Raw genomic sequence first — 25,498 nt, forward strand, 5'->3', positions numbered from 1 at the left:
GGCCGGTGCGGCAGCGGGAGCGGGTGCAGGTGCGGGGGCAGCGGCGGGAGCAGGAGCTGCGCCTGCGGCGGTCTCCTCCACGCTGACACTGTATGCGACGCCGTTGACGGTAATGGTATAGTACTTCATCGAAAAACCCTCCTGAAAAATCAGCTTATGCGGAGCCATTTCAATTCCGTCCAATCGGAGGACATGTGCGTCCGATTGGACACATCCAGGGAAATTGACCGGCGAGAGTGTGCGGGCCGCCCTTGGCGGCGCGTGCGCGGTTCGCCGGGAAATTTTGTCGGAAAGGGGGATACCAGGGGGAAAACATTTCTGTTCTGCGTATGCAGGCAGAAATGGGTCCCCCCTGGAGCGCGCCCCGCGCGCTTTTTACAGCGCCATGTTGCCGTGCTTCTTGGGCAGGCGGGAGGCGCGCTTGGTGCGCAGGATATCCAGAGCGGCCACCACGGCGGAGCGGGCCCCCGCTGCGGCGCAGGTCATGTCGGCGGCGCCGGCGGCCACAGCGGCCTGGGCGCTGCACACGTCCTTGGCGTAGGCGGCAGCCTTGGCCTGGGTGGCGGCGGGGATGCTGGCCGAAGCGTCCAGCTCCTCCTTATACAGCACCGAGACGGCGGCCGAGGGCTCCAGCGGGCTGACCACGCAGCCCTCCACCGCGATCTTCAGGTCGGCGGCGGCCAGAGCGATGTAGACGGGGCCCACGGCCTTGCCGGCCAGCAGGCAGACCCGGGCGGTGGTGGCGTCGGCATAGGTAGCGGACAGGCGGGCAGCCTCACGCATGCCGCCGGCGATATCGTCGGCAGCGCTGGGGACAAAGCCCTCGGTATCCACCACCGTCACCACCGGGATGCTGAAGGCATCGCACAGGCGGACAAAGCGGGATGCCTTGGAGGTGCAGCTGTGGCACAGCTTTTCGCCGGTGACCACAACGCCCACCGCCTCGCCGGCGATGGTGGCCAGGGCGGTATAGACGTTCTTGCCGAAGCCGGCGTACAGCTCCACGGCGCTGCCTGCGTCCACCAGGGCGGCGGCAGCCTTTTCGGGAGCCAGGCCGTCCTTGAAGGCGGCAGCCGGGGCCTCGAAGTCAAAGCAGGCGGGGCCGGCCAGGTTGTTGGAGGGCAGCATCCCCACGATGCGGGCGGCCTTGGCGGCAGCCTCGGCGGCGTCGGGGGCCACGATGGCGGCCACGCCGGCCTTGGCGGCGGCGGCAGCGGTGCCGGCGCCTTCCACCTTATCCCCCTTGGCGGCGGAGGTGAAGGGCGGGGTGAAGAACAGCTCGGCCCCCTCGGCCATGATGCAGACGTCGGCGTTGGCGGCAGCCAGCGCGCTGGAACCGCCGCAGACGCCCAGGACCACGGCCACCTGAGGGATGACGCCCGACACCTTGGCGATGGCGGCGTTCAGCTTGGCGCTGGCGGTCAGGGCGTCCAGGCCCTCGGCCAGTTTGGCGCCCGCAGCCTGGTAAAAGGTCACCACCGGGCAGCCGGTCTCAGCCGCCAGGTCCAGCAGGCGGACCATACGGTCCACGTCCTTTGCGCCCAGCGCGTCGCCGTTCTGCCAGAGGGTGTACACCTGCTGGCCCCCGGCGCAGCCATAGGCGGCGCTCACCGCGCCCTGCTCAAACAGAGCCGTGGAAACACCGTCATCGTAAAACCGGGCAAGAATATCTTTTTGGTTCATCTTTGAAGCCATGATCGGACCTCCCTGTTCCCTCGGGCGGCACAAGGCCGCCATATCTTTCACAATTGCCCTTATTATACTATTTTGTCAGCTTCTTCACAAGTACTTTTGTACCATTTTTCCCTCTTTCCAGGGAAAACCCCGCCTCAGCCCCGGCGTTTGGGCCCGGCGGCACGGTTTTTCACCGGGCCGTCGGTCCGGCGCGCCGGTTTGGCGGCTTTGGCGGCCGCGGCGGCGCTGCGGGTCTGGGCCCGGCCCTTGGCGGCGGCTGCACGCAGGCCGGTCAGCTCCTGCTTGGTCAGCTCCCGGTACTTGCCCGGCTGCAGCATGCCCAGCTTGACCACGCCCTCGGCGTTCCGCTTGAGGCGCACCACCTGCAGGCCCACCGCCTCGCACATCCGGCGGATTTCCCGGTTTTTGCCCTCCCGCAGGGTGATCTCCATGACGGTGCGGCCCGGCTCATCCACCACCACGTTGATGGTGCAGGGCAGGGTCTTGGTGCCGTCGTCCAGCACCACGCCCGAGCTGAGCTGGAGAATCTGGCTCTCCTCCGCCCGGGGCTGCACCGTCACACGGTACAGCTTGGAGATGCCCCCCGAGGGGTGCATCATGGCGTTGGCAAAGGTGCCGTCGTTGGTCATCAGCAGCAGGCCTTCGCTGTCCTTGTCCAGCCGGCCCACCGGGTACAGCCGGGCCGGAATATCCGACACCAGGTCCATCACCGTCTTGCGGCCCAGCTCGTCGCTGGCGGTGGTCACATAGCCGCGGGGCTTATACAGGGCCAGGTAATACAGCTTCTGTTCCTTATCAATATAAATCCGCTCGTCATCCACGTGGAGGACGTCCCGGTCGGGGTCCATCTTGTCCCCCACGCTCACCACCCGGCCATTGACCTTGACCCGGCCCTCGGCGATGATCTGTTCGGCGGCGCGGCGGGAGCACAGCCCCTGCTCGCTCATAATCTTCTGAATGCGTTCCAATGCCATAATGTTCTACTCCTTGTGCGCCTCCCGGCGCTCAAAACCTGTGGGAATGTTTTTACATTTCGTTGTCGGCGGGAGCCGGGGCGGCCTCCGCTTTTTCGGCCTTGTCGGCCTTGTCGGGCAGCATGGACAGGATCTTGTCCACCAGCTCGGGCAGCATATTCAGGGCCCGGTCCACGCTGTTGGAGGGATCGGACAGCTGGATGGTGCGCACCAGGCCGTCCTTGATGACCAGGAAGGCCACCGGCCGGATGCTGACGCCGGCGCCCGACCCGCCGAACAGGTCGCCGTTGGCGGGGTTTTTGCCGGCGCCGTCGGCGCCGCCGGTGCCGAAGCCCAGGGAAATGCGGGATACCGGGATGATGGTGGTGCCGTCGTCGGTCTTGATGGGCTTGCCGATGATGGTGTTGGCGTCGGCCATCTGGCGCACCTTATCCATCGTTGCGCCCATGAGCCCCTGAATCGGATGTTCAGCCATAGATTTTGGCCTCCTTACAATCAATCAAACAGTGAAAACGCGGGCGGGGCCGAAAGCCGTTCCGGCCCCTGCCCTGTGAATGCCTCTACCGGTCAGTATAACACATATTAAAGGAATACGTCCAGTACCTTTTCCCGATAGAATTCGATGAGAACCCGCACCGCCGCTATAAAAACGAACAGTGCCCGGGCCGACACCCGGAAGGACACCCGTCCCGCCGGGACGGGGGCGTCCGCCTCCACGCAGGGCACCAGCCGCAGCTCCTCAAAATCCAGGTAGACGAACCGGTTGACCAGCCCCAGCGCCGGGTACAGCCAGGCGCAGGCCGCGCCATAGTCCCGGGCGGCCTGGTCCGGCTCGGCGCCGGCCCCCACCGGCCACACCACATGAATCCGGGTGATGCGCAGTGCGTCAAACACGGCCCGGGTCATCCGGCCCGCACCCCGCAGGATGGTGCAGAGGGTCCCGAGGGTGAAGCGGGCCTTTTCCCGGGGTTTGGCGGGGGCTTTCTGCTTTTTGGGGCGGGGAGGCTTGTTCGCCGCCCGCTTCTGACGCCAGGCGGTCCACTTCTCTTTCAGTTTAGACCAGGCGCGGGCAAAAAAACCAGGTTTTGCCGGCGGACCGGAAGCGGCTTCCTCCGCGGGGGGCGCGGGATACCGCCAGACCGGAAAGGTCAGGCCCAGCGCGCCCGCCCGGACTTCCAGGGTGCCGTCGGTCTCCCCTTCCGGGTCGCCCTCCCACGCCACATCGGCGCAAAAGGGAATCACCAGACCCAGCACAGCCAGGGCCAGCACCACCCCCAGCAGAATCAGCACCGCCCGCAGCACAAACAGCACGGCGGCCGCCACGGCTCCCAGAATGCTCATGCGGGGCCCTCCTTTCCTTCCTCCGCCTCGGCGCGGATGGGCGGCAGGTCTTCCAGGCTGGACAGCCCGAACACCCGCAGAAAATGGTCGGTGGTGCGGAAACTCACCGGCCGGCCCGGCAGGTCCAGCCGGCCCGCCTCCTCGATGAGGCCCTTTTCCAGCAGGCCCGCCACGCTGGAGGAGGAGTCCACCCCCCGCACCTGTTCAATGAAGGCCCGGGACACCGGCTGATTGTAGGCGATGACGGTCAATGTCTCCAGCGCCGCCGGGGACAAAGGGACCGCCCGGCGGGTTTCCAGCGCCTTGCGCACCCAGTAGCCATACTGGTTTTTGGTGGCCAGCTGCCAGTGGTCCCCCAGATGCAGCAGGGTCAGGCCGCTGGACGGGGCCTCGTACCGCTTTTGGAGGGCGGCCAGGCCGGCGGTGATTTTGGCCTCGGGCAGTTCCAGGGCGGCGGCCAGCTTGTCCGCCCCCACCGGCTCCCCGTGGGCAAAGAGGACCGCTTCCAGCAGGGCCTCCAGTTCCATATGCTCCATGGTTTATCCTTCCTCCTTTTCCGCCGGGGGCGGGGCCGGACGGGCCAGGCGGCCCCGGCGGATGGTCAAACCCCCGTCCCCGGCGATTTCCAGGCGGCCCGCCCGCACCAGTTCCAGCACCGCCAGAAAGGTGGCCACCGTGGCGGACACCTCCTGATCCGGCGGGAACAGCTGGTCCAGGCGGCGGGCTTTGCCGGCCGCCAGACGGCGCAGAATGTGCACCACCCGGCTCTCCACCGACACAAAGGGGGCCGCCACCAGGGGTTCAAAGGTCTCCTGGCTCACCGGCGTGGGCTTGACCCGGCCCGCCATGGCCTGCCAGCTGTCGGCCAGAATCTGGGCCGAATGGTGCAGCGGGTACAGCGGGTCGGCCTCCAGCCGGGCCGGGGGCCGCACATACACCGTCACCTCCGCCGCCCGGGCCCCCAGCTGGGCCGCCAGACGCCGGCACCGGTCGTACTCAATCAGGCGGCCGGTCAGCTCCTGCTTGAGCTGTTCGGCCTCCTTGCTGCGGGGCAGCAGCAGCCAGCTCTTCATCTCCACCAGCCGGGCCGCCATCTCGATGAAGCTGCTGGACACGTCCGGCTCCTGGATCCGGGCCTCGGTGACCACCGCGGTGTACTGGTCGATGAGGGCCAGAATCGGGATGTTGTGCAGGTCCATCTTGTGGGCCTGTACCAGGGTCAGCAGCAATTCCAGGGGGCCGTCGAAGTCCTCCAGATGGAACGTCAGTTCTGCCATCCCGTCACACCTTCGTCCCGATGAGGCTATAGTAAGCGGTATAGGCCAGCTGGTCCACCCAGCCGGTGCCCTCATACAGCAGGCCCCACACCGCGTTGGACATCAGGGCGATGGGCCCGTTGAGGGCGCCGTACCACACCACTGCCAACAGGATGGCCAGAATCACCTTTTCGTAACGCATCACCCCGAAATACAGCCGCTGGGGCAAAAACACCAGCAGCACCCGGCTGCCGTCCAGGGGCGGAACCGGGATCAGGTTGAACACCGCCAGGCCCACATTCATCAGCACCATATAGCGTAAAAAGTAGGTGGCGTACAGGGTCAGGTCATTTTCGGGGGCCCAGTAATAGACAGCCTTCCACACCGCCATGGACAGATAGGCCAGAATCAGGTTGGCCGCCGGGCCCGCCAGGGCGGTGATGGCCATGCCGGCCTTGGGATGCTTGAACCGGCGGGCGTCGGTGGGGACCGGCTTTGCCCAGCCTACCCCCGCCACCACCATGCAGATGGTGCCCAGCAGGTCAAAGTGGCGCAGAGGGTTCAGGGACAGCCGCCCGTGCTGGCGGGCGGTGGGGTCGCCCAGCAGCCAGCTGGCCAGCGCATGGCCCGCCTCATGGCAGGGGATGGCCACCAGCGCCACCAGCAGCCGGGTGAGATAATAGATACCCATGGTCATAGGGTTGGGTTCCTCCGTTGTTCCTTAAACTCTCCCCCCGGGGGCCTGCGCCCGCCGCGGGGATGGTTCCATGATACTATTTTTTCCACCGCCGCACAAGGCCTCACATCCTCTCTTTGCAAAAAACCGCGATCTTTTTTGAAAAGGTACTTGCATTTTTCCGCCGCGTCTGGTAAAATGATAGGGCTGATTACACTGTATTGTTTTGAATTCCCTTTCTGATTTCACTTCATAGGAGGTGCGAAAATCATGGCTAAGTGTGAATGCTGCGGCAAGGGCGTGACCTTTGGTATCAAGGTCTCCCACTCTCATCGCCGCTCCAACCGTACCTGGAAGCCCAATGTCCGCCGCGTCAAGGCGGTCGTCGACGGCTCCCCCAAGTACGTCTATGCATGCTCCCGTTGCCTGCGCGCTGGCAAGATTACCCGCGCTGTCTAAGTCTGTGGTGTATGTTGCCGGTCACGTTTGGCGTGGCCGGCTTTTTGTTTTATTGTGCAGAAAGAGGTGTTTTCTATGGCGCTGCCCGGCGATCCCGTCATGCTGCTGAGCGTTGTGAACCTGAAGCTCCGGGACTACTACCCCACCCTGGACGCCCTGTGCGAGGACCTGGACGTGGACCAGGCCGATCTGTGTGCCAAACTGGCCGCGGCCGGCTACCAGTACGACCCCCAGCAAAATCAGTTCAAATAACGACGCAAGGAGGCTCTGCATCATGATGGAAGGCATCTATTATAAGGAATGGAGCGCGGCCCTGGGCCGGGACATGGAGTTCAAGGTCTACGGCACGGCGGGCGTGCCGGTGCTGGCGTTCCCCTGCGAGGGGGGCCGGTTCTACGACTGGGAGAACAACGCCATGCCCGACGCCGCCGCCTGGCTGATCCAGAACGGCCGGATTCAGCTGTTCTGCGCCGACAGCATCGACGCCGAGGGCCTGCTGAACGGGAGCCTGTCTCCCCGCCGCCGGGCCGAAATGCAGGAGAAGTACTTCTGCTACATCACCGGGGAGCTGGTTCCCCGGGTCCTTGCCCTGAACGCCGCCGGCAACGCTGCCAAAGCCGCCTCTGCGGCCGAGGCGGACAAGCCGGCCGAAAAGGCCGCCGCCCCCAAGCCGGTGCTGTGGGTGACGGGCGCCGACCTGGGCGCCTACCAGGCGGTGAACTGCCTGCTGCGGCGGCCCGAACTGTTCTGCGGCGCCATCGGCCTGTCGGGCCGGTACGACGTGGCCGGCCGGATGGGCGGCGCCGAGGACGATCTGGCCCTGCGCAACAGTCCCCTGGCCGCTCTGGCGGTGGGCCTGCTGGACAGCGCCGACAAGGCCGCCCTCCAGGGCCGGCAGATTCTCCTGTACGCCGGCCAGGCCCAGGACGGCCGGGAGCCGGAAGCTCTGGCCTCCACCCTGGCCCTGGACGAGGCCCTCAAGGCCGCCGGCATCCCGGTATCCACCGAGATCTGGGGCCAGGACGTGACCCACGAGTGGCACTGGTGGGCCCGGGCCTTTGACGTGTTCACCAACCGGCTGTTCAGCTGAGGGAGGGAAAAACCATGCCTGCATTCATCACCGGCGCCCGGGGCCACGACTTCGGCCGCCATACCCCCGCCGACCTGCTGGGAGCCATCGGGCAGGCAGGCTTCGCCTGCACCCAGCTGGCCTACACCAAAGCGGTGGAAGGGGTGTCCAGCTACAGCGACGTCACCCCCCAGCTGGTGGAAGCCACCCGTCAGGCCGTCCAGGACACCGGGGTCTCCATCGCCGTCTACGGCACCTATGTGGAGCTGAGCTATGTGGATGAGGACCGCCGCAAGGCCGAAGTGGCCAAGGTCCTGAGCCAGATCGGCAACGCCAGGATTCTGGGGGCCCGCTGCATGGGCAGCGAGACCACCCCCATGGCCAAGCAGCCCGGCGTCCGCCGTCAGGATGCCCAGGAGGCCCTGCTGCGGAGTCTGGGCGAGATTCTGCCCGCCTGCGAGGAAGCAGGGGTGCTGTTCGGCATCGAGTGCGTCTACCACCACGCCATGAACACCCCCGAGGCCACCCGGATGGTGCTGGACACCATGGCCAGCCCCAACCTGAAAATCATCTGCGATCTGGCCAACTACATCGGCGCCGAAAACGCCGCTCTGGACGACCAGCGCCGCATCTGGGACAAGGTGGGCAGCTGGTACGGCGACAAGATCGCCGCCGTCCATTTCAAGGGCCAGGCCTTTAAACCCGACGGCAGCCACTATTCCACCAGCCTGGAGGATTCCGCCATCGACTATGCCGGCGGCTTCGCCATGCTGCGCCAGCTGCCTCAGGCCAGCCTGCCCGTCCTGCGGGAGGAGGCTGTCCCTGCCCGGGCCGCCAGCGACATCGCTTTCATGGAGCAGTTCTACAAATAAATACCGCGGGGACCTCTCCCCTGTTTGCGCCCTGACCGGACGATGCACTCGAACGGTCGGGGCGCTTTTGTTTTTTGGATGGCGGGAGCAACCTGGAGTCCGGAGGGATGGTTTTCTTGTGCTTTGCTGCCCTACCTTTAACACTTCTTTTCTTTTTCGTCTTTGTTCGCTCCGCTGGGGCCAGAGGGCCAGGGAGGGGGTTTCGACTCCCCCTCCCTAGGCCCTCTGGACTCCCTACCCACCCTAACGACCAGGGTCTGAACCCTGGACCCAAAAGAAGTGGTCGCTCTGGGCAAAAGCCTAAAAAAACGCGACGGCCTTGGCCCGTTAAAACTTCGAGCGCTTACAAAAGACGGCCCGGTTTTTTCTTAACGGCTTTTGCCCGCCGCTCCGATTGGTACCATATGCTCGCCCGGGCGGGCTGGTGGTGCTATGTTTTCAGGTATAAGAAAAGACCCCGGTTCCTGATGGAAACGGGGTCTTTTTTGTGGTTTTGGGGATCAGGCCGTCTTTTGGCTTTGGGCGGTCTTGTCCTGCATGCCTTTCAGGACGTTGTAGCCCACCACGCCGCAGATGACCACCGCCGCGCCGACGAAGGCGAACCGGCCGATGGTCTCGCCGTAAAACAGCGCCACCAGCAGGGGATTGAGCACCGGCTCAATGCCGGACACCAGGCTGGCGGTGACGGCGGGGGTGGTGCGCAGGCCGATGGTCAGCAGGATGTAGGCCACCGCCACCTGGAAGACGCCCAGAATCACCAGGCTGAACAGGGCGGTGGGGGCCAGAGGCTGTTCCTGCAGCAGGAAGGGCAGGCCGGTCACCGCCGACAGCACGTCACCCCAGAAGACCGCCGAGATGGCGTCGCTGTCGGGGAAATCGTTCAGCAGGAAGACGCCGCCGTAGGCCGCGCCGGACAGGATGGCCAGCACATTGCCCAGGGCGCCGCCGGCCTCCAGACTGTCCACAAAGAAGAACAGCACCCCGCCGAACACCACCACGCAGGCGGCGATGTCCAGTTTCTGGGGCCGGCGCTTCCAGAACAGGGCCGAAAAGACAATGACAAAGATGGGGGCGGTGAACTGGAGGACGATGGTGTTGGCGGCGGTGGTCAGCTTGTTGGCCACGGAATAGAGGGCGTTGGTGCCGAAGATGCATAGCGAGCCCAGGAAGATCCACCGGTTGAACCGGGGTTTGTGGCGGATGATGGCCAGATAGATGCCGATGACCACCAGGGCGATGAGGGTGCGTGCGCCGTTGATGGACATGCCGTTCCAGGGGATGACCTTGATGCACAGACCGCCGATGCTGTACAGCAGCGCCGCCAGAAAGACGCATAAGGTGCCGGTGTGTTTGTTCATGGGATGATGCCTCCGTTTCTCCGTCCCAAAAAGGTGATTTCGTGTTGCAGCAGGGCCCGGCGTCACAGCAGCGGGGAGAGCTTGCGGACAAAGAGGTCGATCTGCCGGTTGACAAAGACCGGGTTGTCGGTGTTGGAGTTGTGGCCGGCGGCGGGCACCCAGACCAGAGGCAGGCCCTCGCCCTGGGCCCAGGCCCGGTTATAGCGCTGGGTGGAGGCGGCGTGGTCCCGGATGCCGCACAGCAGCAGGGCGGGACAGTCGATCCGGTAGGGGAGGTTGGCGGCCATGGCGTCGGCCAGAATGCGGAAGCCGTGCCCGGACAGGGCGGCGTATTCCGCATGGCCGTAGCAGTCCATCATCTGGCGCATCAGGGCCTGGCCGTAGGGGGTCTCGGCGCAGCCGATGGGACCGGCGCTCCGCAGCAGGTCCCAGGGGATGGCCTGGTACACCGGTTCGCAGTGGCGCAGCATCCAGATTTCGGCGCTGGTGGTGTAGGGCCGCTTGAGGGGGGCCGAATCAATGGAGATGAAGCCGGCGGCCTCGTCGGGATAGGTCTGGAGGAAGCTCTGGGCCACATATCCGCCCATGGACTGGCCGATCAGGCAGAAGGTGTCCACCTGTTCCTGCTGGAGGATTTTGTGGAGCCAGTCGGCCATGTCCCGCAGGGTGAAGTCCAGATGGAAGGGCCGGGATGCCCCGTGGCCGGGCGCGTCCCAGACCAGCAGGCGATACCGGCCCTCAAAGGATTCGATTTGTTTTTGGAACAGACGGTGGTCGGCGGTGAGGCCGGGCAAAAAGACCAAAGTCATAGTCTCCGGTGCGCTGAAATCGGTCCAGTAATGAATATCCCCGCTGAGGGTAGAGAAGATGTGCTCCTGCATGAAGCTGCCTCCTGGAATGTTTTTGACCGATTATATCAGGTTTTGCATCCGGCTTCAATCCAAACCTGCCTACTTTTTCGAGAAAAAGTAGGCAAAAAGCTTTTCACTGGGTACCATACACTTTCCGGGTCTCCGGCCGTTCCGCGGAACATTTACGCTCCGGCTCGCTCCCGGCGTTTGCGCCTGCGGCGCGGTGCGATGCAAGGTTTTGCGTGGCCTGGCTTCCCGTCACGTCCGGACAGCTCCCTATATTTGCCCTGCGATAAACACCACGGCCATGTCCGTTGCAGAGAATTCGGGCAGCGGCAGCCCGGAGCTGTACCTCGGTTTTGCGCGCCCCCGCCTTGATGCACCGAACATGCAGGGCACCGCAGGAGTGCGGTGCTCCGGCCTCTTTATCAGCTGTTGGCCCTCTTACTCCGCCCAGCGGGCCACGGCCTCGGACAAAAACCGGGCGCAGCCGGGGAGATTGCGGTCGTAGTAGGCGGTGAAGCGGGGGTCTGCCACATAGAGGGCGGCGATGCCCCGGTGCTGGGCCGCGTCGCAGGTGGGAATGGTAAAGGCCAGCCACCGGCGGTGGAGCCGGGTCAGGGCCTGGCCTTCCGGCCCGTCAGGGGAGGCCCCGGACCGGACGGCGTCTTCCAGCCGGGCGAGGATTTCCTGGTCCAGGCTGGTCCATTCCTGATAGGCCGCAGGGGTCATCCCCCGGATGGCCTTGTGGGCGGCGTCCACTGGGCCGGACCCGTAGCGGCGGCGTGCCTCCGGGCCGTAGTCGGCCTCGTTGCGCCGGATGGTTTCCTCTTTGAAGGCTTCAAATTTCTCGTGGTCGTTCATGATCTCGTTCCTTTCCTGGGCGTCGATGGTCCGCTGGACCGAATCAATCAGCCGGTCCAGCTGGCGGCGCCGGGTTTCCAGGGCGGCCAGATGGCTTTTCAGGGCCGCCCGGCGGTCAAAGGAGGGGTCGTCCAGGTACGCCTTGATCCGGGCCAGCTCCACCCCGAGGGCCCGGTAATAGAGAATGTCCTGCAGCCGGTCCACCTGGGCCGGGCCGTAGCAGCGGTAGCCGTTGGCCGCGATGCGGCTGGGCTTCAGCAGGCCGATCTGGTCGTACCAGCGCAGGGTGCGGGTGGTCACCCCCGACAGGCGCGACAGTTCCTGAATGGTGTATTCCATGGTGTGGTTCCCTCCTTGAGGCCAGTATAGCCGTTGACGCCGCGTCAATGTCAAGCCCCCAGCGGGAAAAAAGCCCGGCTGTGCCCCGGACAACAAAAACCGCCGGCCCCGGCGGGGGCTGGCGGTGTATGGGGGAAACGCTGCCTGTGCAGAAAGCTGAAATTGCGTGTGTCAGCCCTGCTGCTGCAGCCAGAAGAAGCCGTAGGGCGGCAGGGTCACCGAGCCGGAGAAGGTCTTTTTCTTGCGTCCGGCGGCGGTCATGTCGCGGTAGGTGCCGGCGGGCAGGGCCACCTCGTGGGTGTCGCCGCCGAAGTTGAACAGGCCCACCAGGGTCTGGTCCCCGCCGGTGCGCACCAGGCCCAGAACGGCCACGTCCCCGGTGTCCAGGGTGCGGACCTGAGCCGACGCCTCAAAGGCAGGAATGGTGCGGCGGAGGGTTTCCAGCTGATGGAGGCCCTGGAAGATCCGGCCGGCCGGTGCGGTCTTGTCGGTGCGCTGGGCTGCCCGGGTCCAGGGCAGGGCGCCGCGATGGACGTAGCGGCTGTCGGCGGCCTTGGCGGGGTCGTCCTTGTAGGTGTAGTCGTTCAGCTGGCCGATCTCGTCGCCGCTGTACAGCATGGGGATGCCCGACTGGAACAGCATCATGGCGTGGAGGGTCAGGTCAAAGCCGATGGCGGTGTCCACCTGGGCGGGAGTCTGGGCCGACTCCAGGCCGCACATGCTGGCGGTGGTGCCGCAGAACCGGGCGTCGCCGGTGGTGGGGTCGTCGTTGTACAGCTCGCCCCGGCTGACACTGCCCTCGGTGCGGCCCTGGAAGAAGTCGTTCAGGTACTTCTTGTGGGGTACCTCGTCCATGCCCCAGGTCTTGAGGGTGTCGTAGTCCAGGCCCCAGCCGATGTCGTCGTGGCACCGCAGATAGTTCAGGAACACATATTCCTTGGGCAGGGTGCTGACGCTGTCCAGCTGCTTGCGCAGCAGGCGGGTGTCGCGGGTGGCCACCGTGTGCCAGGTGGTGCACATGGTGGTGACGTTGTACAGCAGATGGCATTCGGGCTTGTCCACCGTGCCGAAGTAGGGAACCACCTTCACCGGCTCCATCACCACTTCGCCCAGCAGGATGACGCTGGGGCAGACGATTTCGCCGATCATCCGCATCATCCGGACGATGGTGTGGACCCGGGGCAGGTTGCGGCAGCTGGTGCCCAGCTCCTTCCAGATGTAGGGCACCGCGTCGATCCGGATGATGTCCATGCCCTGGTTGGCCAGGAACAGGAAATTGTACATCATCTCGTTGAACACCCGGGGATTGCGGTAGTTCAGGTCCCACTGGTAGGGGTAGAAGGTGGTCATCACATAGCGGCCGTCCTCCAGGCGGGTGAAGTTGCCGGGGGCGGTGGTGGGGAACACCTGGGGCACCGTCTTTTCGTACTCGGCGGGGATTTCGGGGTTGTCAAAGAAGAAATACCGGCTCATGTACTCGCCGTCCCCCGCCAGGGCCCGCTGGGCCCACTCGTGGTCGCAGCTGGTGTGGTTCATGACAAAGTCCATGCAGACGTTGATCCCCTTGTCATGGCAGGCGGAGGTGAGGGCTTCCAGGTCCTCCATGGTGCCCAGGTCGGGCCGCACCGTGCGGAAGTCCGCCACGGCGTAGCCGCCGTCGTCCCGGCCCTTCACCGTGTTCAGGAAGGGCATCAGGTGCAGGCAGTTGACCCCGGCCTCCTGCAGGTAGTCCAGCTTGCCGCGGACGCCGTTCAGGTTGCCGGCGAAGTTGTCGATGTAGAGCATCATGCCCAGCAGGTCACGGTGCTTGTACCACTCGGGCTCGGCCTCGCGGGCGGCGTCCCGGGCCTTGAGGGCGGCGCTGCGCATCTCGGCAAAGCGGTACATCTGGTTGCACAGCTCGGCGAACATGGAGCCATTGTCGTACAGCTCCATGTACAGCCACCGCAGTTCGTCGTGGTGGCGGGCCAAACGGGCCCGAAAGAGTGCGTCTTCCTGTTCGGTCATACGGCATCGATCCTTTCAATCATGATCTGGACGGCGGGGTAGTCTCCCTGCATGATGGGCAGTGTCAGCCCGGCATGGCACAGGGCGGCGCCGGTGTAGGTGTGGTCGGTGAGGGTCTCATGGTAGAGGGCGCTGGGGTCCAGGCCCTTGAGGCGGACATGGATGGGCCAGGGGTTGGCCTGGGGGTCGATGACCACCACGCTGACCATGGCGCGGCTCTGGTCCTGGGCGGTGAACTGCCAGGCGGTGAAGCAGGTGTCGGTCATGGCGTCGGTCAGGCGGTCGTAGCGGCCGTTCAGCACCAGGGGCTGCATCTCCTTGCACTGCTGGATGTGGCAGCGGACCTCGTCCTTTTCGTCCTCGGTCAGGCGCTGCAGGTCCAGCTCATAGCCGAAGGTGCCGGCCATGGCCACGGTGGACCGGGTGGACAGCAGGGTGCTGCGTCCGGTCTGGTGGTTGGGGGAAGCCGAAACATGGCTGCCCATGGCGGCGGGAGGATAGCCGAAGGAGGTGCCGTACTGGATCTTGATGCGGTGGATGGGGTCGGTGTCGTCGCTGCACCAGATCTGGGGGCAGTAGGCCAGCATGCCGGCGTCAAACCGTCCGCCGCCGCCGGCGCAGCCCTCGAACAGAACTTCGGGGAAGTCCCGGGTCAGGCGGCCCAGCAGGTCGTACAGGCCCAGCATATAGCGGTGGGCGGCCTCGCCCTGGCGCTCGGTGGGCAGCAGCCGGCTGAACACGTCGGTCATGTTGCGGTTCATGTCCCACTTGATGTAGGAGATGTCGTGGTCGGCCAGCAGCTGGTGGAACAGCCCGTACAGGTAGTCCACCACGTCGGGACGGCCCATGTCCAGCACCAGCTGGCTGCGGCCGGTGGTGGGGGCCCGGCCGGGAATGGTCAGTGCCCATTCGGGGTGAGCCTTGTACAGTTCGGCGCTGGGGCTGACCATTTCGGGCTCGATCCACAGGCCGAACAGCAGGCCCATCTCCCGGATCTTGCCGATCAGCTCGTTGAAGGTGCAGCCCAGCTTTTTCTCGTTGAACTGCCAGTCGCCCAGGCCGCTGCGGTCGTCCACCCGGCTGCCGAACCATCCGTCGTCCAGCACCAGCATCTCCACGCCCAGCTCCTTGGCCTGGCGGGCGATGTCCCAGATGCGCTGGGCGTCAAAGTCCATGTAGGTGGCTTCCCAGTTGTTGATGAGGATGGGGCGGGGACGGTCCCGCCAGACGCTGCGGATGATGTTGTGCTGGAGGAAGTGGTGATACTGCCAGGACAGCTGGCTCAGACCCTTTGCGCTGTAGCTGAACAGCACTTCCGGCGTCACGAACTGCTCGCCCGGGGCCAGGGTCCAGCGGAAATCGTCGTCGCTGATGCCTGCCACCAGACGGGTGGAGTGCATCTGGCTGACCTCGCACTCGATCTTGAAGTTGCCCGAGTAGACCAGCATGGCCCCCAGACATTCGCCGGCGTCCTCGGTGGTGTGGGGGGCGGCCAGGATGGCGAAGGGATTGTGCTGGTGGCTGCTGGCGCCGCGGGCCGACCGCAGGGTCTGGATGGCGTGGGCCAGCGGGGTGCGCTCAGGCTGACGCTCCATGCAGTGGCGCCCGTGGAAGTGGATCAGCTCCCACTCGCCGAAGGGCAGGTCCAGGCAGGCCGAAGCGGCCTTGTCCAGCTGGATGGCGGCGGAGCCGCCGTTTTCCACCAGGGCGGCCCGGGTGATGACGTCGGCGTCGTGGTAGACGCCGTACAGCAGCACCACCGTCAGGCCGGTCACCGGGTCCTTCAGGGTGAGGCGGAGGGTCTCGCACTCGCCGCCGTTGTCAAAAGCGGCGGGCAGGCCGGGCAGCTCGTACTTGCCGGGCAGGATCTCCGCCCCGGCAAACCGCAGGTCGGCGGCACGGCTGCCGTCGGCGGCGGTGAGGCGCAGGCAGCCGATGCGGTAGTCGCCCACCCCGCTGCCGGTGTATTCCTGGCAGAGGGTGTCCAGGGAGTAGTCGCGCTGGGCGTCCAGCCCGGCGGGCTGGGGCGAAAAACCGCAGTCGGAGCGGAACTCCAGACCGCGCAGGTCGGCCTCGCCGATGGAGGGACCGTAGTACAGATGATGCACAATGCCCAGCTCATCGGCCCACAGCTGATAGCTGGTATGGGCGGTGTGGAGGGTGATCAGGCCGGTTTCGGGGTCTTTACGGATACTCATAGACAGTATCCTCCTTCTTTCAGCATTATAACCTGAAAAATGGCGCCCAGCCAATCTGGGGGCCGGGCACCATTGCGGCAAATGGGGTGGCAGGCCGCCGCCTGCGCCCGCGGGGGGCAGGGCAGGCGGGCCGGACGCTGCCGGTCAAACAGTGCAGAGGGTGACGCGCCGGCTTACTTGCCGCCGGTCATGGCAATGCCCTGGATGAACTGCTTCTGGAACAGCAGGTAGATGATGACCATGGGGACCATAGCCAGCAGGCTGCCTGCCATCAGGACGGGGAAGTTGGTGGTGAACTGGCCGTTCAGGGTGGACAGGCCGGCGGACAGGGTCATCATGTTCAGGTCGGTGTTGCAGATCAGAGGCCACATCAGGTCGGAGTAAGCAAACACCGCGGTGAAGATGGCCAGAGCGGCCATGCTGGGCCCGGTCAGGGGCAGCATGACTTTATAGAAAGCCTGCCACTTGTTGCAGCCGTCCAGATAGGCGGCCTCAGCGATGTCGTTGGGGATGGCAAGATACGCCTGCCGCAGGAAGAAGGTGCCGAAGGCGGAGACCAGGCCCGGGAACACCAGGGCGAAGATGGAGTTGGTCATGCCCACCTTGGCCAGCATCAGGTACTGGGGAGTGATGAAGATCTGGCTGGGCAGCATCATCTGAACCAGGATGATGGCGAACAGGGCGTTCTTGAAGGGGAAGTGGAGCTTGGCGAAAGCGTAGCCGGCCATCGAGCTGAAGATCACAGCACACACCACGCGGAAGAAGATCAGCAGGGCGGTGTTGATGTACAGGTTGACGAAGGGCAGGCTTTCGAGGGCGGTGACGAAGTTGTCAAAGTTCCACTGGGAGGGCAGGATCTGGGGCGGAATGGCCATGCTCTCGGCCTGGGTCTTGAAGCAGGTCAGGACCATCCACACAAAGGGGAAGATCATGAGGATGCTGCCCAGGATCAGGACTGCATAAGTGAGAGCCTTGGTAACCCGCTTGGAGTTTTTCATGCTTTTGGTTGCAGTAGTATCCATCTTTTACACCTCGTAATTGACCCACTTCTTCTGGCCGATGAACTGGATGAGGGTCACGGCGCCGATCAGCAGGACGGTCCAGACGACGATGGCGGAGGCATAGCCCTTGTCACCGGCGATGAAGCTCTCGCGGTAGAACAGGCTCATCAGGGTCTGGGTGTCGTTCAGGGCGGGGTTGGCGTCGTCCACCATCATGTAGATCAGGTCAAAGACCTTCAGCGAACTCATCAGACGCATAATCAGCACGACGAACAACGTGGGGGAGACCATGGGCAGGGTGATGCTGAAGAACTGGCGCACCTTGGAAGCGCCGTCCAGATCCGCTGCCTCGTACAGGCTGACCGAGATGTTCTGCAGGCCAGCCAGCAGCAGGACCGCGTCGTAGCCGATGTTGCTCCAGATCTGGACGATGGAGCAGGTAATCAGCACGATGTGGGAATCCGTCAGCCAGCCGATGTCAAGGCCCAGCAGTGTATTAATAATACCATATTGTGAGTTAAAAATCCACTTCCAAACCATGGCCACGGCGGCGGGAGCGACGACCATGGGCAGGAAAAAGATGGCGCGGAAGGTGGTGCGGCCGCGGATCTTGCTGTTCAGCAGGACGGCCACGATCAGGGACAGGAAGATGCCCACGGGCACCGTCATAATGCAGAAGAAGATGGTGTTGCCGGTGGCCTTCCAGAACTCGGCGTTCTGGAACATCTCGATGTAGTTGTCGATGCCCTCAAACTCGAACTCGCCGAAGGGCAGGGACTTGGAAAAGCTCATGTAAATGGTCTCGATGAAGGGCCAGATGTTCAGCACGATCAGACCGATGATGGTGGGGGCCACCATGATCAGACCCCAGACGGCTCCGTCGCGGCCCAGTTTGGACGTTTTTTCCATGATGTGCCTCCTTTATTCTTCGTAGTACTCGGCGCTGGCCTGGTCCACAATCTGCTGCATCTGGTTCAGGCCGTCGTCCAGGGAGAGGGCGCCGGTGTAGATCTTCAGCAGGGTGTCGCTGACCGGGGTTTTCCACTCGGGACGGGCGGCGTTGTTGACACTCTGGACGCAGTAGTCGAACATATCAATGAAGCAGGTGATGTTGATGGGGTACTGCTCGAAGCAGCTGACCCAGCTGTCCTCCATGCCGATGTAGGCCGGGATGGCGGCGCCGCTCTCGCCCTGGATGCGCTGGCCCTCGGCGCTGCCGAAGAACTTGAGCACGTCCATGACCACATCCAGATGCTTGTTGGTCTTGGTGGTGGCGTAGGACAGGCCGTTGGAAATGGTGGCCCGGCCGTCGCCGCTCATGGGGTTGGGGCACTTGGGCAGGACGGCCACGTCCCACTTGCCCACCATGTCGGGATAGTTCTGCAGCTCAGGCAGGATGTTCCAGTCGCCCTCCAGGAACATGGCGCCCTTCTCGGAGAAGAAGGCGGTGCCGGGGGCGGTCTCGGCGAAGTAGGTCTGGGTGGGGCACCAGTCGTACTTCTGCAGGCCGATGTAGAAATCCATGGCCATCTTGGTGGCGGGATCGGTGAAGTTGCCGCGGGTCTTGTCCTCGGTCAGGATGCTGCCGCCGGCCTGATAGACGAAGTTCCAGTAACCCAGCTGGTCGTCGCCGTAGGCCATGTAGCCGTAGTAGCCGGTGGCGTCGTAGATCTTCTGGGAGGCTTCCACCAGGGTGTCCCAGGTCCAGGTCTCGTCGGGGTAGCTGACGCCGGCGGCGTCAAACATCTCTTTGTTGTAGACCAGGCCCACGGTGTCCTTGTCCTTGGGCACGGCGTAGAGGACGCCGTCCGAGCCGCTGGCGTTGGCCAGCGAGATCTCCGAGAAGTGCTCGGTCTCCACAATGCTGGAGCAGTCCACCAGCTTGTCGTTGTCGGCGTATTTCAGGATCTCGTTGGTGTGCATCCAGAAAATGTCGGGGGCCTGTTTGGCCATGGTGGCCGCCTCCAGCTTGGTCCAGTACTCGTCCCAGCTGGTGACCTGCACTTCGATGGTGACCTCGGGATGCTGGGCGGTGTAGGCATCGCACATGGCCTGCATGCCGTCCCGCTGGAAGACGTCCCAGATCTGGAAGGTCAGGTTGACGGTGCCATCGTCCGAACCGCCGCAGCCGGCCAGACCCATGGCCGCCAGCGCAGCGGTAGCCGCAAGGAACGAACGGCGAGAAATCTTCTTCATAAGCCATCTCCTTTGATTTGCTTGGGTAAGGGGTTGAAGGATGGGAATGCGCTTGTCCGGACAGCTGGTCAGACAGGACTGTTCCTATTTCGTCATTGTGACGAAAATATGAACAGAAAATTATGCGTTGTGCACATTGCATAATTTTTACTCCACTCTTGTGGAAATATTATACATTGTATGGAGGGGATTTTGAATGCCACAATGCAGTTTTTTATATTCCATTTTCTAGGAAATATAGCTTTTTAGTTGAAATGGGGACGCATTATGGTATATAATAAACCCGGGAGGTGTTTGTCGTGGATCAAGAGATGAAAGACCCCGAAAAACTGAAGTTTCATGTATTCAAGGACGAGCGTTTCATTGATCTGAACCTGTATCAGTTCGGCTGGGAGCGCACCAGTCCCACCCATTCCTATGGGCCCTACGCCCGCAACCATTACCTGTTTCACTACGCCATTGCGGGCCGGGGGGTGCTGCTGGCCAACGGCAACGAATACGAAATCCCGGCGGGACACGGGTTTTTGATTGTGCCGGGCCAGATCACCACCTACCGTTCCGACCCGGAGGACCCCTGGGAATACACCTGGCTGGAATTTGACGGCCTGCGCGCCCACGAGAGCCTCCATCTGGCGGGAATCAGCGGCAGCCAGCCGGTCTATACCCCCCGCACCGCCGAGGCGGGCCGCCAGGTGCAGGAGCAGATGCTGTACATCGTCAACCACGCCGACGCCAGCCCGGTGCACCTGATCGCCCACGGCTTTTTGTTTCTGGACAGCCTGGTCCAGTGCTCGGCGGGCCGCCGGTGCGGCGGCGAGCGCCGGGTCCGGGACTTTTACGTCAAGGAGGCCCTGACCTTCATCGAGCAGAACTATCAGCGTGACATCTCGGTGGAGGAAATCGCGGCGGTCAGCGGCCTCAACCGCAGCTATTTCGGCAAAGTGTTCCGGGACGCCGTGGGCGAAAGCCCCCAGGCCTACCTGCTCCACTACCGGATGGCCCGGGCCGCCCAGCTGCTGAAGGAGACCCGCCTGTCCATCGGGGAAATTGCGGCCCAGGTCAGCTACGACAACCAGCTGCATTTTTCCCGCGCCTTTAAGAATGTACACGGCATCTCCCCCCGGGAGTACCGTTCCACCCACCTGCTGGAGCCGCCCCAGAAGCTCCAGCCCTGACCGCCCGACGGCTGTATCTCTATATTGTATTGCGCCGCGCGCATAAAAATGCCCGCCCCTGCCGGGAGCTGACGCTCCGGAAGGGCGGGCTTTTGGCATAGATGGGATGTTTTTTCGCTTTTTGCTTGCACATTTTGCCAGAAACAAGTATACTGGACACGCTGTGTGACAGAATCAGAGGAAAATATTTTGGGTGCAAATCGCGAAAATTACAGCGTATATTGCGGCGCTGTGCGCTGAACATCCACGAATATACAAAAGGAGGAACCGATATGAACAAAGAAGAGGTAAAAACATGGCTCAGCTGGACCAAAATTCCCAGGCGTGTGCCTCTGGTGATGGGGGCGGTGGCGCTGATTGCCGCCATCGGCATTTTTCTGGGGCTTCAGATCGGAGAAAGCAAAGATCACGAAGCGCAGGTCACCGCCCTTTCCACGCTGGAAAGGATTGTGAACGTGAGCGACCTGTCCACCTTTACCGCGGTATACAATGGAATTGCTGAGGTAACCAACGAAAAGAACCCGGACAAAGTGGATTTTTATGTGTCTTATGAAGCTCAGGTGGAAGCCGGCATTGACTTTTCGGCCATTGAAATCCATATGGAAGGAAAGACCATTACGGTGGATCTGCCGGAGGCGAGAATCAATGATGTGAGCGTAGATATTTCGTCCATGGATTTCATGTTCTTCAATGACAGAGCCAATACGTCCACTGTGTCGGAGCGAGCCTATAAAGCATGTGAAAAGGATGTGCAGGCCGAGAGTGAAAACCAGGGAGCTATCCTTGAGCTGGCGCATCAGAATGCGCAGAATGTGATACGGGCACTGGTTCAGCCGGTGATCGAGCCGATGGGTGAGGAATACGAACTGGTGGTAAACTGAGGGGTGAAGAAGATGAAAAAAGCAAAACGTGCGGCATGTTTCCTGCTGGCAGCTGTGCTGTGCCTGACGACAGGATGCGGCCAGAAGAAAGAACTGGATGCCGAGCCAAGCATTTCCGAGATGCGGGCCATCTGTGACCTGGCGGTAATGGAATGCTACTATCATAATGTGGCAAAATTCCAGCAGGAGGTGGACGGCATCCTCTGGATGGGCGGCGAAAAGAACTTCTGGGTGGAATACAGCGGCGTGGTGGAATTCGGCATCGACGCTTCCTATGTAAACATTGAAGCAGATGACACCCGCCTTACTGTCACCATTCCCGCGGCGACAGTGCAGGACTGCCGGGTGGAATCTTCCTCTCTGAATGAGGATTCCTACATCGTGGCCAAAGATTCCAAAGACATCACCGCCGAAGATGAAGTGTATGCGTTCAGCCAGGCCCAGGCGATTTTAGAAGAACAGGCCAGCCAGGATGAGACACTGCTTTTGCAGGCTCAGCAGCGGGCCCAGACCCTGCTGGAAAATTACATTAAAAACCTGGGTGAAGCCGTGGGCAAGCAGTATACCATCCAATGGGTGTACCTGGATGCAGAGGGGAACCCTGTTCGTTCCAACAACTCGACCACCGCGAACTCCGCCGAGAGCGGCGAAAAATAAAGGATAAAAAGAAAGACAGCCTCATCCCGGTTGGCAGGTGCCGACCTGTGGGATGAGGCTGTTTCTTTTGGTTTTTTATTCCTCCAGCGGGCTCTCGTAGGCGGCAAAGCCGCTGGACTTGTAGATCTGGCCGTCCTTGGTGCACCAGAGGGCCTCGACGCCGTCCAGGCTCTCGATGAGCTCCATGCCTTCCTCCAGCGGCATGCAGAAGATGCCGGTGGACAGGCAGTCGGCCAGGCCCGAGTCGGGGCAGAGGATGGTGACCGCCGTGAAGTAATCGGCGGGCCAGAGGGTGTCGGGGTCGATGATGTGGTGATACCGCACCCCGTCCACCGTGTAGTAGCGCTGGTAGTCGCCGCTGGTGACCAGGGCCATGTCGTTGGACTGGACCACCGCAATCAGGGAGGAGGAGCTGTCGTACAGCATGGAGTCATCCCAGGGGCTGACTACGCCGCTCTCCCAGGGCTGGCCCTTGGGCTTGGAGCCGATGGACCGCAGGTTTCCGCCCACGCTCACCGAGGCGCTGACCAGGCCCCGGGCCTGGGCGGCCTGACATACCTGCTCCACGGCGTAGCCCTTGCCCACGCTGCCCACGTCCAGACGCATCTCGGGGTCGGCCAGATAGACGGTGCCGGCCTCGTGGTCGATGATGATGTCGTTGATGTCGCAGTGCTGGGCGGCGGCTTCCAGTTCCTCCTGGGTGGGCAGGGCGTTGTCGGCGTCCGAGGGATCGGCCTCGGCGGCCTCGCGGTAGTCGTGCCAGATGGCCAGCACGCTGCCCATGGCCACGTTCAGCTGGCCGTTGGTGGTGTCGTACAGCTCCAGGGCCTCGTCCAGCATGTCGATGATTTTCTGATCCACCTTCACCGGGGCCACGCCGGCGTTGTCGTTGATGGTCTTGATGTTGTTGACGCCCTCGTAATCATTATAAATGTCATAGAGCTGGTGATACTCCACCAGATCGGCGTGGAGGGCCTCCATCTGCTTGTCGAATTCGGCCTGGCTGTCGCAGTAGGCGATGACCTGGGTCATGGTGTCAAAGACATCAAAATAGTAGGCGTTGAACCGCTGGGCGTTGTCGCTGACGGTGGTCTTGGGGCTGCGGCTGCAGCCCGCCAGCATGGCCATCGTCAGGGCCAGACAGGCCCCCAGGGCAAAAAGGCGCTGGATGGTTTTCACGGGGCGGTTACCTGTCCTTTCTCGGCCAGCATCTGGGCCAGCAGGTCCCCAAAGACCCACTGCCGGGTGGCCGGCGTCACGGTGGCCCGCAGGGGAATCTGGGCCTTGGCCTGGTCCAGCAGGTCAAACAGGGTGGCGGCGTCCCGCGGGCGGAAGTTGGCCAGCACGATGGCCGGCGGACAGGCTCCCGGCTCCAGAGCCAGGGTGCGGCCGGCGTTCACCGGCACCTCTCCCAGCAGCTGGGCCACCGTCTGGCCGGCCTGGGCCGGAGCGACCACCTGTACCTTCATCCCGAAGGCGTCGGCCATCCCGTCCAGGATGCCCCGGTCCCCGGGGGCCAGATTCCAGGCCAGGACCATGGGAACCCCGGCGTTCTGGTTGCGGGCAATATGAGCTTTCATAGGGTGTACCTCTTTCCGATGATGAATCGTTCAGAGTATACCACAAACCCCGCTGAAAGAAAACACCGCCGCATCAAAAAAGCCCCGGGCGGACCCGGGGCACAGGGGAGGATTGCAGGAAGAATATAAACATGTGCAGACCAAACCCGCCGGCAGGACTTCGTGAAGCAGACAGCAGTCAGCGGTACCAGGTAAAGCTTTTTGCCAAGCTTTTTCACGAAAAAGCGGGCCGCAGGCAGGGAGCCTCATAAAGCGGCTGAAAGCTTGCCGCCGGCAGGGCCTTGTGAAGCCCACAGCAGTTAGCGGTACCAGGTAAAGTTTTTTTGCCAAGCTTTTTCACGAAAAAGCGGGCCGCAGGCCGGGAACCTTATAAAGCGGCTGAAAGTCTGCCGCTGGCAGGACTTCGTGAAGCAGACAACGGTCAGCGGTACCGTATGAAAAACAGGCTGCATAAAGCCTTGGACTCACAGGGCCGCAGGCCGGGAGCCTCATAAAGCGGCTGAAAGTCTGCCGCCGGCAGGGCCTTGTGAAGCCCACAGCAGTTAGCGGTACCAGGTAAAGCTTTTTGCCAAGCTTTTTCACGAAAAAGCGGGCCGCAGGCCGGGAGCCTGATCAAGAGGGTGGCCATGCTTGACGCAATAAACCAGGTTTTGAACCGGTTTGCATCGTACCGCGTCGCAGACGCAAACGAAACGAACGAGCCGGAGCGTAAATGTTCCGTGGAAGTTTTGGAGACCCGGAAACTGTATGGTACACAGTGAAACCTCTTGCGCTTAGCCGATTTTTGCGGCGCGCCGCGGAGGGCGCTTGCAAAAACCGGAGCGCTGCGCCAGCTTCGGCCCGGCTGTTTCGTCCACTGGACGCGCCGGGCCAAAGCTGCCTTTTCCTACTTTTCTTCAGAAAAGTAGGTTAGTTCCAGGTTTTGCCGAAGAAGGTGACTTCTTCCTTTAAGAAGGCGGTCAGCTCGTCGAACTGGTCGGGGGTCAGGCTCTGGGCCCCGTCGCACTTGGCCTTGGCCGGGTCGTTGTGCACCTCGATCATCAACCCGTCGGCCCCCGCCGCCACCGCCGCCTTGGCCAGCTGGGGCACCATCCAGGCCTGGCCGCAGGCATGGCTGGGATCCACCACCACCGGCAGATGGGTCATCTTGTGCAGCATCACCACCGCCGCCAGGTCCAGCGTGTTGCGCATGCTGGTCTCAAAGGTCCGGACGCCCCGCTCGCAGAGAATCACATTTTCGTTGCCCTCGGCCATGATGTATTCGGCACTCATCACCAGCTCTTCCAGGGTGTTGGCCAGGCCTCGCTTGAGCAGCACCGGCTTGTTCTGGCGCCCTACCGCCTTCAGCAGCTCGAAATTCTGCATGTTCCGGGCCCCGATCTGGATCAGGTCCACGTTTTCAAACAGGGGCAGGTGCTCGGTGTTCATGATTTCGGTGACGATGGGGCTGCCGGTGGCCCGGCGGGCCAGCTTGAGCAGGTCCAGACCCTCGCTGCGCATCCCCTGGAACGAGTAGGGAGACGTGCGGGGCTTGAATGCCCCGCCCCGCAGCAGGCTGGCTCCCGCCGCCTTCACACGCTGGGCACAGTAGGTGATCTGCTCCTCGCTCTCGATGCTGCAGGGACCCGCAATCATGGCAAAGTTCCCGCCGCCGATCTTGACCCCTTCGATGTCCACCACCGTGTCATCGGGATGAAACTTCCGGTTGGCCTTCTTGTAGGGCTCCGACACCCGGCGCACCGTCTCTACGACGGGGTTGGCCAGCACCCAGCTCTCGGCTATGGCCTTGGTGTCGCCGATCAGGCCCAGAATGTGGGTGTCGCGGCCCTTCGAGTCGTTGATCTCAAAGCCCATGGTGGTCAGTTCGTGGCAGAATTCACGGACCTGCGCCTCCGGCGCGTCCTGCTTGAGAATGATAATCATAGGTTCCCTCTCCTTTGCTTGGCCGTGTGTGAAATGCGTTTGATTCAGTACAGTGAATTGTTGAGGATACTATAACACTTCATGACAGTGAAGTCAAGAGGGAAAACGGAAAAATTTTCCCCCGGT

The 25,498-nt window shown here is 62.9% G+C and carries 25 protein-coding genes and 1 pseudogene; 7 read left to right on the plus strand and 19 right to left on the minus strand.

All coding sequences use genetic code 11. The features are described from left to right. From B5E67_RS15940 to B5E67_RS10445, 8 genes and pseudogenes are all read right to left on the minus strand, one after another. Positions 1 to 129, minus strand: a pseudogene (locus B5E67_RS15940) (acetyl-CoA carboxylase biotin carboxyl carrier protein subunit); the annotation flags it as partial. A 246-nt stretch (positions 130 to 375) separates the two neighbouring features. Beyond that, entirely contained in the window at positions 376 to 1,695 is a 1,320-nt protein-coding gene (locus tag B5E67_RS10415; protein WP_087385198.1) for a carboxyl transferase domain-containing protein, read from the minus strand. 134 nt (positions 1,696 to 1,829) lie between these two features. Beyond that, a complete protein-coding gene (locus tag B5E67_RS10420; RefSeq protein ID WP_087385200.1) occupies positions 1,830 to 2,669 on the minus strand; it encodes a pseudouridine synthase in 840 nt (279 codons plus the stop codon). A 52-nt stretch (positions 2,670 to 2,721) separates the two neighbouring features. After that, complete coding sequence (gene ytfJ, locus B5E67_RS10425; RefSeq protein WP_087385202.1) at positions 2,722 to 3,144, minus strand: GerW family sporulation protein; 423 nt, start codon at positions 3,142 to 3,144, stop codon at positions 2,722 to 2,724. 107 nt (positions 3,145 to 3,251) lie between these two features. Next, positions 3,252 to 4,010, minus strand: coding sequence for a hypothetical protein (locus B5E67_RS10430; protein WP_087385204.1), 759 nt, complete (start codon positions 4,008 to 4,010; stop codon positions 3,252 to 3,254). Beyond that, a complete protein-coding gene (scpB, locus tag B5E67_RS10435; RefSeq protein ID WP_087249464.1) occupies positions 4,007 to 4,546 on the minus strand; it encodes an SMC-Scp complex subunit ScpB in 540 nt (179 codons plus the stop codon). The genes B5E67_RS10430 and scpB overlap by 4 nt, the downstream gene beginning before the upstream one ends. A 3-nt stretch (positions 4,547 to 4,549) precedes the next feature. Beyond that, positions 4,550 to 5,287, minus strand: a complete 738-nt coding sequence (locus B5E67_RS10440) for a ScpA family protein (protein WP_087385206.1) — start codon at positions 5,285 to 5,287, stop codon at positions 4,550 to 4,552. A 4-nt stretch (positions 5,288 to 5,291) separates the two neighbouring features. After that, positions 5,292 to 5,963, minus strand: coding sequence for a site-2 protease family protein (locus tag B5E67_RS10445; RefSeq protein ID WP_087385208.1), 672 nt, complete (start codon positions 5,961 to 5,963; stop codon positions 5,292 to 5,294). Between the two features lie 249 nt (positions 5,964 to 6,212). Between B5E67_RS10445 and rpmB the strand changes: the two genes are divergently transcribed. From rpmB to B5E67_RS10465, 4 genes are all read left to right on the plus strand, one after another. After that, entirely contained in the window at positions 6,213 to 6,401 is a 189-nt protein-coding gene (gene rpmB, locus B5E67_RS10450; RefSeq protein WP_087249459.1) for a 50S ribosomal protein L28, read from the plus strand. Positions 6,402 to 6,476: 75 nt separating this feature from the next. Next, a complete protein-coding gene (locus tag B5E67_RS10455; RefSeq protein ID WP_087249457.1) occupies positions 6,477 to 6,653 on the plus strand; it encodes a DUF4250 domain-containing protein in 177 nt (58 codons plus the stop codon). 22 nt (positions 6,654 to 6,675) lie between these two features. Next, a complete protein-coding gene (locus B5E67_RS10460; protein WP_087385210.1) occupies positions 6,676 to 7,491 on the plus strand; it encodes a hypothetical protein in 816 nt (271 codons plus the stop codon). Positions 7,492 to 7,505: 14 nt separating this feature from the next. Then, positions 7,506 to 8,342 carry a sugar phosphate isomerase/epimerase gene (locus B5E67_RS10465; RefSeq protein ID WP_087385212.1) on the plus strand — a complete coding sequence of 279 codons (837 nt, stop codon included), beginning with the start codon at positions 7,506 to 7,508 and terminating at the stop codon, positions 8,340 to 8,342. Between the two features lie 500 nt (positions 8,343 to 8,842). Here B5E67_RS10465 and B5E67_RS10470 read toward each other — a convergent pair whose 3' ends face one another. The 8 genes from B5E67_RS10470 to B5E67_RS10505 all read right to left on the minus strand — a co-directional run bounded on the left by B5E67_RS10470 (position 8,843) and on the right by B5E67_RS10505 (position 19,156). Continuing rightward, positions 8,843 to 9,700 (minus strand): DMT family transporter, encoded by an 858-nt coding sequence (locus B5E67_RS10470; RefSeq protein WP_087365818.1) that lies wholly within the window; start codon positions 9,698 to 9,700, stop codon positions 8,843 to 8,845. Positions 9,701 to 9,762: 62 nt separating this feature from the next. After that, entirely contained in the window at positions 9,763 to 10,581 is an 819-nt protein-coding gene (locus B5E67_RS10475; protein WP_087385214.1) for an alpha/beta hydrolase, read from the minus strand. Between the two features lie 414 nt (positions 10,582 to 10,995). After that, positions 10,996 to 11,754 (minus strand): MerR family transcriptional regulator, encoded by a 759-nt coding sequence (locus B5E67_RS10480; protein WP_087385216.1) that lies wholly within the window; start codon positions 11,752 to 11,754, stop codon positions 10,996 to 10,998. 171 nt (positions 11,755 to 11,925) lie between these two features. Further along, positions 11,926 to 13,761, minus strand: coding sequence for an amylosucrase (locus B5E67_RS10485; protein WP_087385218.1), 1,836 nt, complete (start codon positions 13,759 to 13,761; stop codon positions 11,926 to 11,928). After that, entirely contained in the window at positions 13,758 to 15,959 is a 2,202-nt protein-coding gene (locus B5E67_RS10490) for an alpha-galactosidase (protein WP_087385220.1), read from the minus strand. The genes B5E67_RS10485 and B5E67_RS10490 overlap by 4 nt, the downstream gene beginning before the upstream one ends. Before the next feature lie 173 nt (positions 15,960 to 16,132). Further along, positions 16,133 to 16,981, minus strand: a complete 849-nt coding sequence (locus B5E67_RS10495) for a carbohydrate ABC transporter permease (protein ID WP_087247567.1) — start codon at positions 16,979 to 16,981, stop codon at positions 16,133 to 16,135. Between the two features lie 3 nt (positions 16,982 to 16,984). Further along, positions 16,985 to 17,869, minus strand: coding sequence for a sugar ABC transporter permease (locus tag B5E67_RS10500; RefSeq protein ID WP_087385223.1), 885 nt, complete (start codon positions 17,867 to 17,869; stop codon positions 16,985 to 16,987). A 12-nt stretch (positions 17,870 to 17,881) separates the two neighbouring features. After that, complete coding sequence (locus B5E67_RS10505; RefSeq protein ID WP_087385225.1) at positions 17,882 to 19,156, minus strand: sugar ABC transporter substrate-binding protein; 1,275 nt, start codon at positions 19,154 to 19,156, stop codon at positions 17,882 to 17,884. Positions 19,157 to 19,455: 299 nt separating this feature from the next. Between B5E67_RS10505 and B5E67_RS10510 the strand changes: the two genes are divergently transcribed. From B5E67_RS10510 to B5E67_RS10520, 3 genes are all read left to right on the plus strand, one after another. Next, the gene (locus B5E67_RS10510) at positions 19,456 to 20,331 is read left to right on the plus strand and encodes an AraC family transcriptional regulator (RefSeq protein ID WP_343286521.1); all 876 of its coding nucleotides are present in this window, start codon (positions 19,456 to 19,458) and stop codon (positions 20,329 to 20,331) included. Positions 20,332 to 20,603: 272 nt separating this feature from the next. Further along, a complete protein-coding gene (locus B5E67_RS10515) occupies positions 20,604 to 21,212 on the plus strand; it encodes a DUF4230 domain-containing protein (protein ID WP_158098878.1) in 609 nt (202 codons plus the stop codon). Between the two features lie 12 nt (positions 21,213 to 21,224). After that, positions 21,225 to 21,869 (plus strand): DUF4230 domain-containing protein, encoded by a 645-nt coding sequence (locus tag B5E67_RS10520; RefSeq protein ID WP_087385229.1) that lies wholly within the window; start codon positions 21,225 to 21,227, stop codon positions 21,867 to 21,869. Between the two features lie 75 nt (positions 21,870 to 21,944). On the opposite strand, the gene B5E67_RS10525 is transcribed toward B5E67_RS10520, so the two are convergent. The 3 genes from B5E67_RS10525 to aroF form a co-directional block, all read right to left on the minus strand. Then, positions 21,945 to 23,048 carry an FAD:protein FMN transferase gene (locus B5E67_RS10525; RefSeq protein WP_242956938.1) on the minus strand — a complete coding sequence of 368 codons (1,104 nt, stop codon included), beginning with the start codon at positions 23,046 to 23,048 and terminating at the stop codon, positions 21,945 to 21,947. After that, complete coding sequence (locus tag B5E67_RS10530; protein ID WP_087365843.1) at positions 23,045 to 23,449, minus strand: DUF3783 domain-containing protein; 405 nt, start codon at positions 23,447 to 23,449, stop codon at positions 23,045 to 23,047. Before B5E67_RS10530 ends, B5E67_RS10525 begins: the two co-directional genes overlap by 4 nt. A gap of 909 nt (positions 23,450 to 24,358) precedes the next feature. Next, the gene (gene aroF, locus B5E67_RS10535) at positions 24,359 to 25,372 is read right to left on the minus strand and encodes a 3-deoxy-7-phosphoheptulonate synthase (RefSeq protein ID WP_087247557.1); all 1,014 of its coding nucleotides are present in this window, start codon (positions 25,370 to 25,372) and stop codon (positions 24,359 to 24,361) included. Positions 25,373 to 25,498 lie beyond the last annotated feature (126 nt).

The organism is Faecalibacterium sp. An122 (assembly GCF_002160895.1).
Classification (GTDB): Bacteria; Bacillota; Clostridia; order Oscillospirales; family Ruminococcaceae; genus Faecalibacterium.